General features: G+C 69.5%; 15 protein-coding genes. 9 read left to right on the forward strand and 6 right to left on the reverse strand.

What is annotated here, in order from left to right; all coding sequences use genetic code 11:
- Positions 1 to 3 precede the first annotated feature (3 nt).
- The 9 genes from holA to P7A99_RS23250 all read left to right on the forward strand — a co-directional run bounded on the left by holA (position 4) and on the right by P7A99_RS23250 (position 7,772).
- Positions 4 to 1,053, forward strand: a complete 1,050-nt coding sequence (holA, locus tag P7A99_RS23210; RefSeq protein WP_277796111.1) for a DNA polymerase III subunit delta — start codon at positions 4 to 6, stop codon at positions 1,051 to 1,053.
- Positions 1,054 to 1,276: 223 nt separating this feature from the next.
- Positions 1,277 to 2,914 (forward strand): murein biosynthesis integral membrane protein MurJ, encoded by a 1,638-nt coding sequence (murJ, locus tag P7A99_RS23215; protein ID WP_431307703.1) that lies wholly within the window; start codon positions 1,277 to 1,279, stop codon positions 2,912 to 2,914.
- Between the two features lie 173 nt (positions 2,915 to 3,087).
- On the forward strand, positions 3,088 to 4,131 hold the full coding sequence (gene trpS / locus P7A99_RS23220) for a tryptophan--tRNA ligase (RefSeq protein WP_277796091.1): 1,044 nt from the start codon (positions 3,088 to 3,090) through the stop codon (positions 4,129 to 4,131).
- Positions 4,132 to 4,206: 75 nt separating this feature from the next.
- The gene (locus P7A99_RS23225) at positions 4,207 to 4,779 is read left to right on the forward strand and encodes a NifU family protein (RefSeq protein ID WP_277796112.1); all 573 of its coding nucleotides are present in this window, start codon (positions 4,207 to 4,209) and stop codon (positions 4,777 to 4,779) included.
- A 111-nt stretch (positions 4,780 to 4,890) separates the two neighbouring features.
- Positions 4,891 to 5,478 carry a malonic semialdehyde reductase gene (locus P7A99_RS23230; protein WP_277796092.1) on the forward strand — a complete coding sequence of 196 codons (588 nt, stop codon included), beginning with the start codon at positions 4,891 to 4,893 and terminating at the stop codon, positions 5,476 to 5,478.
- Positions 5,479 to 5,543: 65 nt separating this feature from the next.
- The gene (locus tag P7A99_RS23235; RefSeq protein ID WP_277796093.1) at positions 5,544 to 6,221 is read left to right on the forward strand and encodes a DUF1131 family protein; all 678 of its coding nucleotides are present in this window, start codon (positions 5,544 to 5,546) and stop codon (positions 6,219 to 6,221) included.
- 2 nt (positions 6,222 to 6,223) lie between these two features.
- On the forward strand, positions 6,224 to 6,868 hold the full coding sequence (gene tsaB / locus P7A99_RS23240) for a tRNA (adenosine(37)-N6)-threonylcarbamoyltransferase complex dimerization subunit type 1 TsaB (RefSeq protein ID WP_277796094.1): 645 nt from the start codon (positions 6,224 to 6,226) through the stop codon (positions 6,866 to 6,868).
- Positions 6,865 to 7,317, forward strand: coding sequence for a ribosomal protein S18-alanine N-acetyltransferase (rimI, locus tag P7A99_RS23245; RefSeq protein ID WP_277796095.1), 453 nt, complete (start codon positions 6,865 to 6,867; stop codon positions 7,315 to 7,317). The genes tsaB and rimI overlap by 4 nt, the downstream gene beginning before the upstream one ends.
- Before the next feature lie 47 nt (positions 7,318 to 7,364).
- The gene (locus P7A99_RS23250) at positions 7,365 to 7,772 is read left to right on the forward strand and encodes a Fur family transcriptional regulator (RefSeq protein ID WP_277796096.1); all 408 of its coding nucleotides are present in this window, start codon (positions 7,365 to 7,367) and stop codon (positions 7,770 to 7,772) included.
- Between the two features lie 68 nt (positions 7,773 to 7,840).
- On the opposite strand, the gene trmB is transcribed toward P7A99_RS23250, so the two are convergent.
- From trmB to ybeY, 6 genes are all read right to left on the reverse strand, one after another.
- Entirely contained in the window at positions 7,841 to 8,521 is a 681-nt protein-coding gene (trmB, locus tag P7A99_RS23255; RefSeq protein ID WP_277796097.1) for a tRNA (guanosine(46)-N7)-methyltransferase TrmB, read from the reverse strand.
- 115 nt (positions 8,522 to 8,636) lie between these two features.
- Complete coding sequence (gene metK / locus P7A99_RS23260) at positions 8,637 to 9,860, reverse strand: methionine adenosyltransferase (RefSeq protein ID WP_277796098.1); 1,224 nt, start codon at positions 9,858 to 9,860, stop codon at positions 8,637 to 8,639.
- A 157-nt stretch (positions 9,861 to 10,017) separates the two neighbouring features.
- Complete coding sequence (locus P7A99_RS23265; protein WP_277796099.1) at positions 10,018 to 10,443, reverse strand: helix-turn-helix domain-containing protein; 426 nt, start codon at positions 10,441 to 10,443, stop codon at positions 10,018 to 10,020.
- A gap of 33 nt (positions 10,444 to 10,476) precedes the next feature.
- Entirely contained in the window at positions 10,477 to 12,072 is a 1,596-nt protein-coding gene (gene lnt, locus P7A99_RS23270; RefSeq protein WP_277796113.1) for an apolipoprotein N-acyltransferase, read from the reverse strand.
- Positions 12,073 to 12,083: 11 nt separating this feature from the next.
- On the reverse strand, positions 12,084 to 12,986 hold the full coding sequence (locus P7A99_RS23275; protein WP_277796100.1) for a hemolysin family protein: 903 nt from the start codon (positions 12,984 to 12,986) through the stop codon (positions 12,084 to 12,086).
- Between the two features lie 12 nt (positions 12,987 to 12,998).
- On the reverse strand, positions 12,999 to 13,457 hold the full coding sequence (ybeY, locus tag P7A99_RS23280) for an rRNA maturation RNase YbeY (RefSeq protein WP_277796114.1): 459 nt from the start codon (positions 13,455 to 13,457) through the stop codon (positions 12,999 to 13,001).
- Positions 13,458 to 13,466 lie beyond the last annotated feature (9 nt).

The raw sequence follows: 13,466 nt of genomic DNA on the forward strand, positions 1-13,466 counted from the left end.
GCCATTCTCTCCAAGCGGCAGGAAGTCGAGCGGTTCCTGAAGGAACCGACGCCCGACATCCGGGCCGTCGTCATCTATGGCAAGGACCGTGGCGTGGTGCGCGACCGCGCCACCCAGCTCGCCCACAAGGTGGTCGAGCGGCCCGACGACCCCTTCGACACCGCCCTGCTGACCGAGGGCGACCTCGACAGCCAGCCCGGCCGTCTGGAAGACGAACTGGCCGCCCTGTCGATGATGGGCGGCAAGCGCCTGGTGCGCCTGCGGCTGATGGGCGAGAAGGCCGGTCCCGACAAGCAGGCCGCCGAGGCCCTGACCGCACACGTCGAGGGCCGCCTCAATCCGGAGGCCTTCTTCCTGGTCGAGGCCGGGGCCCTGGGCCGCGACTCCGCTCTGCGCAAGACGGCCGAGAAGGCCGGCGGCTGCTACGTCATCCCCTGCTACGAGGACGAGGTCGGCGACATGGCGCGCCTGACCCGCGACGCCCTCTCGCGCGACGGGGTCAGCCTGAACGGCGAGGCGCTGGACCTGTTCGTCAACCGCCTGCCCAAGGAGCGCGGCGTCGCCCGCGCCGAGATCGAGCGGCTGGCCCTCTATCTGGGTCCCGGCAGCGGCGTCGTCGCCACGCCCGCCGACCTGACCGACTTCCTCGGCGTCGAGCCCGAAGCCTCTCTCAGCGATGCAGCGGCCGACGCCTTCGGCGGCAAGATCGGCGCGGCCCAGGCGGGCCTGCGTCGCGCCGCCCAGGAAGGTGAGGGCGGTCCGGCCGCCGTGCGGGCCATGGGCTACTATCTGGGACGCCTGCGCCGCACCCTGACCCTGCACAAGAACGGCGTCGACCTGGGCGCCGCGACCAAGGCCTCGGGCGTGTTCTGGAAGACCGAGCGCGAGTTCCTGCGCCAGGCCCGCGCCTGGACGCTCGAACACCTTCTGACCGTGCAGCAGGACATCCTGACCGCCGACAAGGCCTGCAAGACGTCAGGGTCTCCTGACCAGCTGATCGCCGAGCGCCTGGCGCTTCAGATCGCCGGGCGGGCGCGGCGGCTGGGGCTCTGAAACGCGCCCCTCTCCCCCTGCGGGAGAGGGTGGCCTGCGAAGCAGGTCGGGTGAGGGGTCTCTCAGAACCGTCCGCGCGACCCCTCATCCGTCGGCCTTCGGCCGCCACCTTCTCCCGCAAGGGGAGAAGGACCTACTGCCTTCAATGCACTTTCCGTCAAACCTCGGTGCAGTTCCCGCGCCCCCGCTTGACGCCCTCTTGCGCAGCGCCCAGAAGCCGGACGTGACCGACACCTCCGCCGCGCCCGAACCGACGTCCGCTCCGCCCGCCAAGAAGGGCGGAGGCCTGCTCAAGTCGTCGATGATCTATTCCGGCCTGACCCTGGTCAGCCGGCTGATGGGCTTCGTGCGCGACCTGGCCATGTCGTACCGCATGGGGGCCAGCGCCACGCCGGCCGCCGACGCCTTCGCCACGGCCCTGGCCTTCCCCAACCTCTTCCGGCGCTTCTTCGCCGAGGGCGCCTTCGCGGCCGCCTTCGTGCCGGCCTACGCCAAGTCGCTGCAGGATGACGGCGAGGAAAAGGCCGACGTCATGGCCGCCGACGCCATGGCCACCCTGGCGGCGGCCACCATCATCATCACCGTGATCTGCCAGATGGCCATGCCCTGGCTGATGATGCTGATCAGCCCCGGCTTCGCCGCCGATCCGGCCAAGTACAAGCTGGCCGTGCTGCTGACCCAGATCACCATGCCCTACCTGCCGTGCATGGCCATCGTCGCCCACCTGTCGGGCGTGCTGAACGCCCGTGACAGGTTCATCCTGTCGGCCGGCGCGCCGGTGCTGCTGAACATCGCCACCCTGGCCTTCATCCTGCCCCAGAGCGATCCGATCGACGCGGCGGTCTGGGGCTCGGCCGGCGTGGTCGTGGCGGGCGTGGCCCAGGCGGCCCTGCTGGTCTGGGGGGTCAACAAGTCCGGCGCCAAGGTCCACTGGCGGCTGCCCCGCCTGACCCCCGAGGTGAAGGCCCTGATCGGCAAGGCCATTCCCGGCGCCCTGGCGGCCAGCGCCACCCAGGTCAACATCTTCATCTCCGGCAACCTGGCCAGCCATGTTCCCGGCGGCCGCACCTGGCTGGCCACCGCCGACCGCCTTTACCAGCTGCCGCTGGGCCTGGTGGGCGTGGCCATCGGCGTGGCTCTGCTGCCGCGCCTGGCGCGCGCGGTGAACACCGGCGACGGCGACGACGCCCAGAGCGCCATGGACCAGGCCATCGCGCTTGCCCTTGCGTTCACCCTGCCGGCCGCCGCGGCCCTGGTGGCCATGCCCGGCTTCCTGTCGGACGGCCTCTACACCCGCGGCGAGTTCACCGCCTTCGACGCCAGCCAGACGGCGTCGGCGCTGTTCTTCTACGGCCTGGGCACCCCGGCCTTCGTGCTGCAGCAGCTCTATTCGCGGGCCTTCTTCGCGCGCGGCGACACCAAGACGCCGATGCGGTTCGCCCTGATCTCGGTGGCGGTGAACATCGTCTTCGGCATCGTGCTGTTCAACCTGGTGGGCGTGAAGGGCATCGCCGCGGCGACCGCCATCGCCTCCTGGCTCAATGTCGGCCAGATGGCCTTCACCCTCTGGCGCAAGGGCCATTACGGCCCGTCGGGCCAGACCTGGTCGCGGGTGATCCGCATCCTGCTGGCCAGCGTCGGCATGGGCCTTGTCCTGGCCGCCGCCTCGCACTGGCGGCCGCTGATCGAGGCGCCGCTGGAAGCGCTGGGCCTGCGCGGCCGCGTGATCGGCGCCAAGGAAGTGGCCCTCGTCCTCACGGTGCTGGTCGGCGGCGGCCTCTATTTCCCGCTGCTGTTCCTGTTCGGCGGGGTCAAGCCGAGCGAGCTGAAGGCCGCCCTGCGGCGCGGCAAAGCAACCTAGAGCCTTGTCCGGCGCGCGCGGGGACGGTAACGAGCATGCCCATGGCAATGATCGGTTCCCCCGCGCCGCGATGGCGCAGCTTCCGCTGAACCCGATCGCCGCGTCCCCGGACGCGGCCCGCGCCCTCGTGCGCGCCGCCATCCTGACCGTTTCCGACATCCAAGGCTGAAGCCATGACCGACCAAGCTCCCGTTGCGTACACGGGTCCCAAGCGCATCCTGTCCGGGATCCAGGCCTCCGGGGCCCTGCACCTGGGCAACTATCTCGGCGCTCTGAAGCGCTTCGTGGACATCCAGGACGAAGAGCCCTTCATCTTCGTCGCCGACATGCACGCCATCACCGTCTGGCAGGACCCGGCCGTGCTGGCCCAGCAGACCCGCGAGATCGCCTGCGCCTACATCGCCGCGGGCCTGGACCCCAAGAAGGCGACGATCTTCCCGCAGTCGGCCGTGCCGGCCCACGCGGAACTCGCCTGGATCTTCAACTGCGTGGCGCGCCTGGGCTGGCTCGACCGCATGACCCAGTTCAAGGAAAAGAGCGGCAAGCACAAGGAGCGCAGCTCGGTGGGCCTCTACACCTACCCGGTGCTGCAGGCGGCCGACATCCTGCTCTACAAGGCCACCCACGTGCCGGTGGGCGAGGACCAGAAGCAGCACCTGGAACTGACCCGCGACATCGCCCAGAAGTTCAACAACGACTTCGGCGCCCCGGGCGGCCAGCCGGCCTTCTTCCCGGTCACCGAGCCGGTGATCGAGGGCCCGGCCACCCGCGTCATGAGCCTGCGCGACGGCACGGCCAAGATGAGCAAGTCCGATCCGTCGGACGCCTCGCGCATCAACCTGATGGACGACGCCGACGCTATCGCCGCCAAGATCCGCAAGGCCAAGACCGATCCCGAGCCGCTGCCCGAGACTATCGAGGGTCTGGCCGAGCGTCCGGAAGCCCGCAACCTCGTGGACATCTACGCGGCGCTGTCGAGCAGCACCCGCGCCAAGGTCATCGAGGAGTTCGGCGGCAAGGGCTTCGGCACGTTCAAGCCGGCCCTCGCCGAGCTGGCGGTCGAGGTCATGAGCCCGATCGGCGCGCGCATGCGCGAGCTGACCGCCGACCCGGCCCAGATCGACGCCATCCTCAAGGACGGCGCCGAGCGCGCCCGCGCCGTGGCCGAACCGGTCGTGGCCGAGACCAAGAAGCTCGTCGGCTTCTGGGGCGCGTAAGCGCCTGAAACTCGAAAGGGGGGCGCGATGCCGCGCCCCCTTGTTCTCCGCATCTCAAAACGCCACATCTCGCCCATGTTCATCCAGACCGAAACCACGCCCAATCCCGATGTGCTGAAGTTCCTCCCCGGCCGCGAGGTCCTGGTGGACGGCGCGCGGGAGTTCCGCACCCCCGAGGAGGGCGAGGCCTCGCCGCTGGCCGACGCCCTGTTCCGCCTCGGCGACGTGACGCGGGTGTTCTTCGGTCCGGACTTCCTGACGGTGACCAAGGGCGAAGACGCCCAGTGGCCGCACCTGAAGGCGCCGATCCTGGCGGCGATCATGGATCACTTCACCAGCGGCCGCCCGCTGCTGCTGAGCGAGGACGCCGCCGGCGGCCACGACGAGGACGGCGTCTACGACGACGAGACCGCCCAGATCGTCTCCGAGATCAAGGAACTGCTCGACACCCGCATCCGTCCGGCCGTGGCCCAGGACGGCGGCGACATCGTCTTCAGCCGCTTCGAGCCGGCCACCGGCGTCGTCTGGCTGCACATGCGCGGCGCCTGCTCGGGCTGCCCGTCGTCCTCGGCGACGCTGAAGTCGGGCGTCGAGAACATGCTCAAGCACTATGTGCCCGAAGTGACCCGGGTCGAGCAGACGCTCTGATATTCAAGGTCCCGGGGCGGGTTTTCGGCCCCGGGCGCCTTGCGCGATCCATAGGGATCCCCATACTGTAACTACATAAGTTGCGATTATGGTTTCCTATAAGGATCGCTGATGTCCAAGCTCGACACCGCCGCTCTCGCCCAGCTGTTCACCGAGGCGCGCACGCGCAACGGCTGGACGTCCGACCCTGTGCCGGAAGCGGTGCTGCGTGAGCTGTACGACCTGGTGAAGTTCGGCCCGACCGCCGCCAACGCCACCCCGGCCCGCTTCATCTTCGTGACCAGCCCGGAAGCCAAGGAAAAGCTGGCCGCCCTGTCGTCGGGCTCCAATGGCCCCAAGATCCTGGCCGCCCCGGTCACCGTCATCGTCGGTTACGACCTCGACTTCCCCGAGACCCTCGACAAGCTGTTCCCGCACGCCCCCGGCGCCAAGAACTGGTTCAGCGATCCGGTGGCCAAGGAGTGGGGCGCGCTGCGCAACAGCTCGCTGCAGGGCGGCTACTTCATCCTGGCGGCCCGCGCCCTGGGCCTGGACGTCGGTCCGATGTCGGGCTTCGACAACGCCGGCGTCGACGCGGCCTTCTTCGAAGGCACCAACATCAAGTCCAACTTCATCGCCTCGATCGGCTACGGCACCGACGAGGGCCTGTTCCCGCGCAGCCCGCGCCTGGACTTCGAGGAAGCCGCCCAGATCCTCTGATCGGAATCTTCGCGAAAATCGCACGGTCACGTGCGATTTTCGCACTTCGGCGCTAGAACGAGGTCATGACCCTCCGTCTCGCGCTCCTCGCCGCGCCGCTGGCCCTGCTGGCCGCCTGCGGCCCCGCCGAAAAGACCCCCGCCCAGTCGTCGGGCCAGTCTTCGGACAAGCCGGTCGCCCAGGCCGCCCCCGAAGCCGCCCAGCCGGCCGACGGTTCGGCCGTGATCAAGATCACCCCCTATGTCGGCGGGCCGCTGCAGGTGGGCGCTGCGGGCGTAGGCCCCATCACCGCCGCCACCGCCTTCGACCAGCCGACGATCCAGGCCCTGTTCCCCAAGGCCGTGGTCAAGAGCGCCTTCATCCATGTGGGCGACGGCCCGCCCGGGCCGATCATCACCGTCGAGCAGGACAACGTCCCGCTATTGGAGATCGGCAAGGGCGCCGACGGCGGCATCGCCGAGATCCGCCTGGCCGCCGGCGACGTGCGCGGCCCCAAGGGCGAGAGCCTGCTGGCCAAGTGGGCGGCCCTGGGCTTCACCACGGGCCAGTGCAGGGCCGGCGAGGGCCGCACCGTCAACCAGACGATCTGCGTACGTCCCGAGGCGCCCACCGTGTCCTATGTCTTCGGCGTACCCGGCTGGACCAAGGGCGGCGTGCCCGACGAGGCGACGCTGAAGGCCAAGGGCCAGCTCAACGAGTTCGTCTGGCGTCCGGCCGAGACCGCCCAGGTCGGGGCCGCCTGATCTTGCGCGTACTCTCCGTCGACACCTGCCTGGCGGCCTCGTCGGTCGCCGTGATCGAGGACGGCCGTTCCTTGGCCGCCCGCAGCGAACCCATGACCCGCGGCCACCAGGAGCGCATCGCGCCCCTGGCCAAGGAAGTCGCCGCCGAGGCCGGGATCGCCTTCACCGATCTGGACCGCATCGCCGTCACCGTCGGCCCCGGCTCGTTCACCGGTCTGCGCGTGGGGCTATCGTTCGCCAAGGGGCTCGCCGAGGCCCTGTCGATCCCCTGCGTGGGCGTGAACAGCCTGGAGGCCCTGGCGGCCTCCTCGGGGGCGTCCGGCTTCGTCGCCGCCGTGCTCGACGCCAAGATGGCCCAGGTCTATCTGCAGGTCTTCGACGGCGGAACGGCCCTGATGGCCCCTGACGCCCTCGAAGTCGGTTCGGCGACGGCTCGCCTGGCCGAGCTCTATTCCGGCGGCCCGGCCACCCTCGTGGGCTCGGGCGCGGCCCTGCTGGAGGGCGTGCTGCCCGACGCGACGCGTCTGGACCTGGCGGTCGCCGACCCCGTCGCCATCGCCCGCCTGGCCGCCGCCAGGTCCGCCCCCACCCATTCGCCCAGGCCGCTCTATCTGCGCGCGCCCTACGCCACGATGCCGACGCCATGAACCTGCGTCCCGTTGGATTGGAAGCGTGCTGGGACCTAGCCGACCTGCACGAGAAGGCCTTCGACCGCCCCTGGGCCCCGACCGAGTTCGAGGCCCTGCTGACCTCGCCTGGCGTCTTCGCCGTGCTCGGTTCCTCGGGCGAGCCTGATGAGGCGCGGGGCTTCATCCTTTGCCGGGCGATCGCCGGCGAGGCCGAGATCCTGACCATCGCCGTCGATCCGGCCGCCCGCCGGCGCGGCTGGGGCGCGGCCCTGGTCGAGATGGCGGCCGGGATCGCGACGGAGGCCAAGGCCTTCGACCTGTTCCTGGAGGTGGCGGCGGACAATACGGCCGCCATCGCCCTCTATGGGGCCACGGGCTTTTCGCAAGTGGGTCTCAGGAAGGGCTATTATCCCCATCCGGACGGCGCCAAGGACGCCGTCGTCATGCGGCGGGCGCTTAACACTTAGGTACCGATTGCCTATTGTGCCCGCGAATCCCCGACGGAGACGCCGCCTTGGACCGCCTCGAAAAGCTTTGCATCGAAAAAGGCATGCGCATGACCGACCAGCGTCGGGTCATCGCGCGCGTACTGTCTTCGGCCGACGACCATCCGGACGTCGAGGAGCTGCACCGCCGGGCTCACGCCATCGACCCGCACATCTCGATCGCCACGGTGTACCGCACCGTTCGCCTGTTCGAGGAAAGCGGCATCATCGAGCGCCACGATTTCCGTGACGGCCGCTCGCGCTACGAAGAGACCCCGACCCATCACCACGATCACCTGATCGACATGAAGACCGGCAAGGTCGTCGAGTTCGTGGACGAGGAGATCGAGGCCCTGCAGCACGCGATCGCCAAGAAGCTCGGCTACAAGCTGATCGATCACCGCCTGGAACTCTACGGCGTGCCGCTCGAAGAGTGATTGATCGATATCAAGGAAAAGGGCGCGGGATCATCCCGCGCCCTTTTCTTTTGGCCCTGAAGCCTGGATCAGGCCCGCACGAAATCGAGGAAGACCGGGGCGCAGTCGCCCAGCTTCTTTTCCTCGTAGCGGGTGGTCACGTGGTCGGCCGGGATGGCCTGGCGATCGATCCCCTCCTCGGCGAAGCGGAAGGCGGGGCTGGCCAGCACCCGCTCGATCGTCCACTCGGCGTAGTCGGCCCAGTCGGTGGCGAAGCGGAAGGCCGCGCCGGGCTTCAGCACGCGGGCCAGCTCGGCCACGAACTCCGGCTGGATGATCCGGCGCTTGTTGTGGCGGGCCTTGTGCCAGGGGTCGGGGAACATCACGAAGAGGCGGTCGACGCTGGCGTCGGGCAGCCAGCCGACCACGTCGCGGGCGTCGCCCTCGTGGATGCGGACGTTCGAGAGGGCCTGTTCCTCGACGTGACGCACGGCGCTGGCCACGCCGTTGACGAAGGGCTCGGCCCCGATCACCAGCACGTCGGGCCGGCGGCCGGCCTGGGCGGCCATGTGCTCGCCGCCGCCAAAGCCGATCTCCAGCCAGATTTCCTTGGCCTGCGGCATCAGGTCGAGCGGCTGGAAGGCCTCGTGCGGCACGGCGATCGTCGGCAGCAGGGTGTCGAGCAGGGCCTGCTGGCGCGGCTTCACCGGCCGCGACTTCAGGCGGCCGAACGAGCGCAGCGGCCCGTGGGGCTGTTGAGGATTGGTCATGGGGCGGGTCTTTAGCCGTGATGGCGGCCGGAGGCCAGCGGCGGCCCCCCGCAAACGAAAACGGGCCCCGGTCTTGTGACCGGGGCCCGCTCTCAATTCAGAAGAAGGGAAAGGCTTACGCCAGGCCCTTCAGCTCCGACACCAGGTCGGTCTTCTCCCACGAGAAGCCGCCTTCGTTGTCCGGCGTACGGCCGAAGTGGCCGTAGGCGGCGGTGCGGGCGTAGATCGGGCGGTTCAGCTTCAGGTGCTCGCGGATCGAGCGCGGGGTGGCGCCGCCGATCAGCTGCGGCAGGGTCTTTTCCAGGATCGCCGGATCGATCTTGCCGGTGCCGTGCAGGTCGACGTGGAACGAGACCGGCTGGGCCACGCCGATCGCATAGGCGATCTGGATCGTGCAGCGCTCGGCCAGGCCCGAGGCCACGACGTTCTTGGCCAGGTAGCGGCAGGCATAGGCGGCCGAACGGTCGACCTTCGTCGGGTCCTTGCCCGAGAACGCGCCGCCGCCGTGCGGAGCCGCGCCGCCGTAGGTGTCGACGATGATCTTGCGGCCGGTGACGCCAGCGTCGCCGTCCGGACCGCCGATCTCGAAGCGACCGGTCGGGTTGACCAGCCACTGGGTCTTCTTGGTGATCAGGCCTTCCGGGAAGATCGGCAGGATGTGCGGCTTGATCAGGTCGAGCACGCGCTTGGACGTGGCGGCCTTGCCGTCGATCTTCTTCTTGTGCTGGTGCGACACGACGATCGAGACGACGCGCTGCGGAACGCCGTTGCCGTCGTACTCCAGGGTCACCTGGCTCTTGGCGTCGGGCTCCAGCTCATGCAGCTCGCCCGAGTGGCGCAGTTCGGCCAGACGCTTGAGGATGTTGTGGCTGTATTGCAGCGTGGCCGGCATCAGCTCCGGGGTCTCGGTGCTGGCGTAGCCGAACATGATGCCCTGGTCGCCCGCGCCTTCGTCCTTCTTTTCCGAAGCGTCGACGCCCTGGGCGATGTGGGCCGATTGGCCGTGCAGGTAGCAGGCGTACTTGGCCTTTTCCCAGTGGAAGCCCTTCTGCTCGTAGCCGATATCCTTGATGGCGGCGCGAACCTTGGGCTCCAGGGACTTGATGATGTCCTTGGTCAGCTGCTTGTTGGCGGCCTTGTCGCCATCCGGCTTGCCGGCGCGGACTTCACCGGCCAGCACGATGCGGTTGGTGGTGACCAGGGTTTCGCAGGCGACCCGGGCTTCGGGGTCGGCGCTCAGGAACGCGTCGACGACGGTGTCGCTGATCCGGTCGGCGACCTTGTCGGGATGGCCTTCGGAGACGCTTTCGCTGGTGAAGATGTAGGACGAACGGCTCAAGTGGACGTCTCCGGCTTAGAATCCAGCGCCCACGTGGCGACCGGCCCCGCGAGCTAGGGGCGGAACATATAAAGATATGTTTATGTCCGCAAGGCGGCCGGGCGCGGTTTCGCGGTGTTTGATGGCCAAAACCCGGCCCGAAGGCCGGGATCGGTGGCTAGACCTGCTCGTCGGCCATCGACCGGACGAGGTCGAGGATGCGGCGGCGCACCGGCGCGCGGTTCAGGCGAGGGAACAGCGAGGCCAGTTCCAGGCCCTCGGGGGTCATCAGGAATTCGTGCACCTGATGGTCGTTGCGGGTCTCGCCGTCGGCCGGTTCGGACGGATCGGCCAGGCCCTCGAAGAAGTAGGCCACGGGGGCCTGCAGGCTGCGGGCGATCTCATAGAGCTTGCTGGCGCTGACGCGGTTGGCGCCGCGCTCGTACTTCTGCACCTGCTGGAAGGTCAGGCCCAGGCTCTCGGCCAGCTTCTCCTGGCTGACGCCCAGGATCTTGCGGCGCATGCGGATACGGGCCCCGACGTGCAGGTCGACGGGGTTGGGCGAACGCTCGATTTCGGCGGGGGATTCGGGGGCGACGGTCATGCTTAGGCATAGACCTGAGATTACGGTTTTAGTTCAGCCCATATCTTTCAGGCCGGCAAACTTCTGACCCGTGATACGTGAAATCGCGATACAGATCGCCACCGAGGCGAAAAGCATGAGCATGAACGGCCAGTCGCCCAGACGGGCGGCCGGGGTGTCGGCGCCGATGGCGGGCAGGGGCGCGTCGATGACCCCTCGGGCGCCGAGGTCCAGGCGCTGTCCTTCGACCACCTGGCCCTTGGCGTCGATCATGGCCGAGACGCCGGTGGGGGTGGCGCGGATCATCGGCCGGCCTGCCTCGATGGCGCGATAGCTGGCCAGGTTCAGGTGCTGCAGCGGTCCGGAGGTCACCCCGAACCAGGCGTCGTTGGAGACGTTGACCAGGGCCCGCACGGCGGGGTCTGGCCTGGCCAGGCCCGGAAACAGGCTCTCGTAGCAGATCAGCGGCTGCACCTTCAGGCCCGGCGCGACGGCCAGGGCGGCGGGCCGCGGACCGATGGCGAAGCCGTCGCCCAGGTGGGCCATGCTCTTAAAGCCGATGGCGGTCAGGAAGTCCTCGGCCGGCAGGTACTCGCCGAACGGCACCAGCCGGTGCTTGTCGTAGACGCCGACCATGACGAGGTCGCCGGGGTCGCGGCGCAGGGCCACCAGGCTGTTGTAGTAGACCGGCGCCTCGACCGACCCTTCGTAGCGGTAGCCGCCGATCAGCAGCAGCTGGCCCGGCTGAAGCGAGTCCATGATCGCCTGGCGCACCCAGGTCCCGGGGGCCAGGTAGTCGTTGATGGCCGCAGGCAAGGCGCCTTCGGGCCAGACCACGATGTCGGCCGGGCGGCCGTCGGCGTAGGGCGTGGCGGTCAGGGCGGCGTAGTCGTTGACGATCGCCTGGAAGCTGGCGGCGTCCCACTTGGCCGACTGCTGCACGTCGGCCTGGACGATGCGGATCTTGGGCGCCGGGGCTTGGGCCGTCGGCGGCGCGGTCTTGAGCGCCAGCAGGCCGCCGCCATAGAGGCCGGCCAGGGTCAGGACGGCCGCGCCGGCCGCGATCCTGCCCGATCGTCCCTGCCGCCAGACGGCGGGGGCCGCCGAGACGGCGAGGGTGACGAAGGTCAGGCCGTAGGCGCCGATCAGGGCCGCGGCCTGGGAGGGGGCCGAACCGGCCCGCCAGGTCTCGCCCGGCAGGTTCCAGGGAAAACCGGTCAGAACGTGGCCGCGCACCCATTCCAGAGCCGACAGGGCGGCGGCGAAGGCCAGCACGCGCACGGCGCCGGACGGACGCAGGCGGCGATAGAGGAGTGCGGCCAGGCCCCAGAACAGCGCCAGGCCCGCGGCCATGGCGGTCACCGCGAACGGAGCCATCCAGCCCTGGTTGGCGGCGTCGACCATGAAGGCCTCGCCGATCCACCAGGTGCCCAGGCCGAAATAGGCCAGGCCCGCCAGCCAGCCGCGCAGAAAGGCGCTGCGCAGGGGGCGTGGGCCGTCGATCCCGTCCAGCAGCCACAGCAGCAGGGCGTAGCCCAGCAGGCCCGGCAGAACCCCGAACGGCGGATGGGCCAGGGCGGCGGCCAGGCCGGCGACCAGCGCGAACACGCGGTCGCGCCATGGGCCGAGGCGGGCTGGAGCGGCGGTCAGGGCGCGCAGGTTCAAGGAACGTCCACCGGCGCGAACGAGGTCTCGGGCTCGGCCGGCTCGGGCGCGCGGCGCACTCGCACTTTCAGGACGCGGCGGGAATCCGCCTCCAGCACTTCCAGTTCAAAGCCGGCCGGATGGCGCACCACCTGTCCGGGCTCGGGCACCTGGCCGGCCAGGGCCGCGACGAGGCCGCCGACGGTGTCGACCTCCTCCTCGTGCTCGGGTGGATCCAGGGTCTCGCCTAGGGCCGCCTCCAGGTCCTCCAGCGGCGTGCGCCCCTCGGTCTCGAAGACGCCGCCCGGACGGGCGATCACGGTGGCCACCTGGGCGTCGTCATGCTCGTCGTCGATGTCGCCGACCACGCTCTCGATCAGATCCTCGATGGTCACCAGGCCGTCGACCCCGCCGAACTCGTCGATGAGCATGGCCATGTGCACGCGCTTGGTGCGCATCCGCTGCAGCAGGTCGGCGGCCCGCATGGAGGCGGGAACCAGGAACATGTCGCGGCGCAGCTGTTCGAGGACACGGTCCTCGGGCTCGGGCCGCAGGTCGCCGTCGGCCAGCAGCCTGAACACGTCCTTGACGTGGACCACGCCGATCGGCTGGTCGAGGGCTTCGCGATAGATCGGCATGCGCGAGTGGCCGGACTCGACGAACTGGGCCACGACCACGGCGAACGGGGTGTCGAGCTCCACCGCCACCACGTCGGGGCGGGGGGTCATCAGGTCGCCGACTTTCAGCGTCTTGAACGCCTCGGCCTGGTCGACGAGGTCGGGGGCGGCGGGGTGGTCGGGGTCGACCGGATGCGCGCGCTTGACCGGCGCGGCCCGTCGCAGCTCACGGAAGAACGCCCGCAGGCCCCGGCTGAATCTGGCCGGACCGGCGGGCGTGGAACTCTGGTCGTCGTCGGGCATGCCTTTAGGCTTTCACCTCTCGTCGGCGTAGGGGTCGGGCACGTCCAGCCCGGCCAGGATCTCACGTTCCAGCGCTTCCATGGCCTCGGCCTCTTCGTCGCCTTCGTGGTCGTATCCTAGAAGATGCAGCACCCCGTGCGCCACAAGATGTTGCAGGTGGTGGCTCAGGGGCTTGCCCTGCTCCGCCGCCTCGCGGGCGCAGACGCCGTAGGCCAGGGCGATGTCGCCGATCTGGCCCTCCGGGTTGGCCGCCGGATCCTGGGGGGCGGGGAAGGACAGTACGTTGGTGGCGTAGTCCTTGTGGCGGAAGTCGCGGTTCAGCGCCTGGACGCTGTCGTCGTCGGCCAGCAGGATGACGATGCCCTTGCCCTCGACGTCCTCGTGGGCGTCCAGAACGGCCTGGGCGGCGCGCCAGACCAGGGCCTCGGCTTCGGGCTCGGCCTTGGTCCAGGCCTCGTCTTCGATTTCGATATCGACAGT

Source organism: Caulobacter endophyticus (assembly GCF_029543245.1).
Lineage (GTDB): Bacteria > Pseudomonadota > Alphaproteobacteria > Caulobacterales > Caulobacteraceae > Caulobacter > Caulobacter endophyticus_A.

Bases quoted from the DNA above. Each gene is read 5' to 3' on its own strand.
- P7A99_RS23265 (WP_277796099.1), bottom strand. From the start codon at position 10,443: ATGACCGTCGCCCCCGAATCCCCCGCCGAAATCGAGCGTTCGCCCAAC.
- P7A99_RS23235 (WP_277796093.1), top strand. From the start codon at position 5,544: ATGACCCTCCGTCTCGCGCTCCTCGCCGCGCCGCTGGCCCTGCTGGCC.
- P7A99_RS23225 (WP_277796112.1), top strand. From the start codon at position 4,207: ATGTTCATCCAGACCGAAACCACGCCCAATCCCGATGTGCTGAAGTTC.
- trmB (WP_277796097.1), bottom strand. From the start codon at position 8,521: ATGACCAATCCTCAACAGCCCCACGGGCCGCTGCGCTCGTTCGGCCGC.
- rimI (WP_277796095.1), top strand. From the start codon at position 6,865: ATGAACCTGCGTCCCGTTGGATTGGAAGCGTGCTGGGACCTAGCCGAC.
- P7A99_RS23230 (WP_277796092.1), top strand. From the start codon at position 4,891: ATGTCCAAGCTCGACACCGCCGCTCTCGCCCAGCTGTTCACCGAGGCG.
- P7A99_RS23275 (WP_277796100.1), bottom strand. From the start codon at position 12,986: ATGCCCGACGACGACCAGAGTTCCACGCCCGCCGGTCCGGCCAGATTC.
- trpS (WP_277796091.1), top strand. From the start codon at position 3,088: ATGACCGACCAAGCTCCCGTTGCGTACACGGGTCCCAAGCGCATCCTG.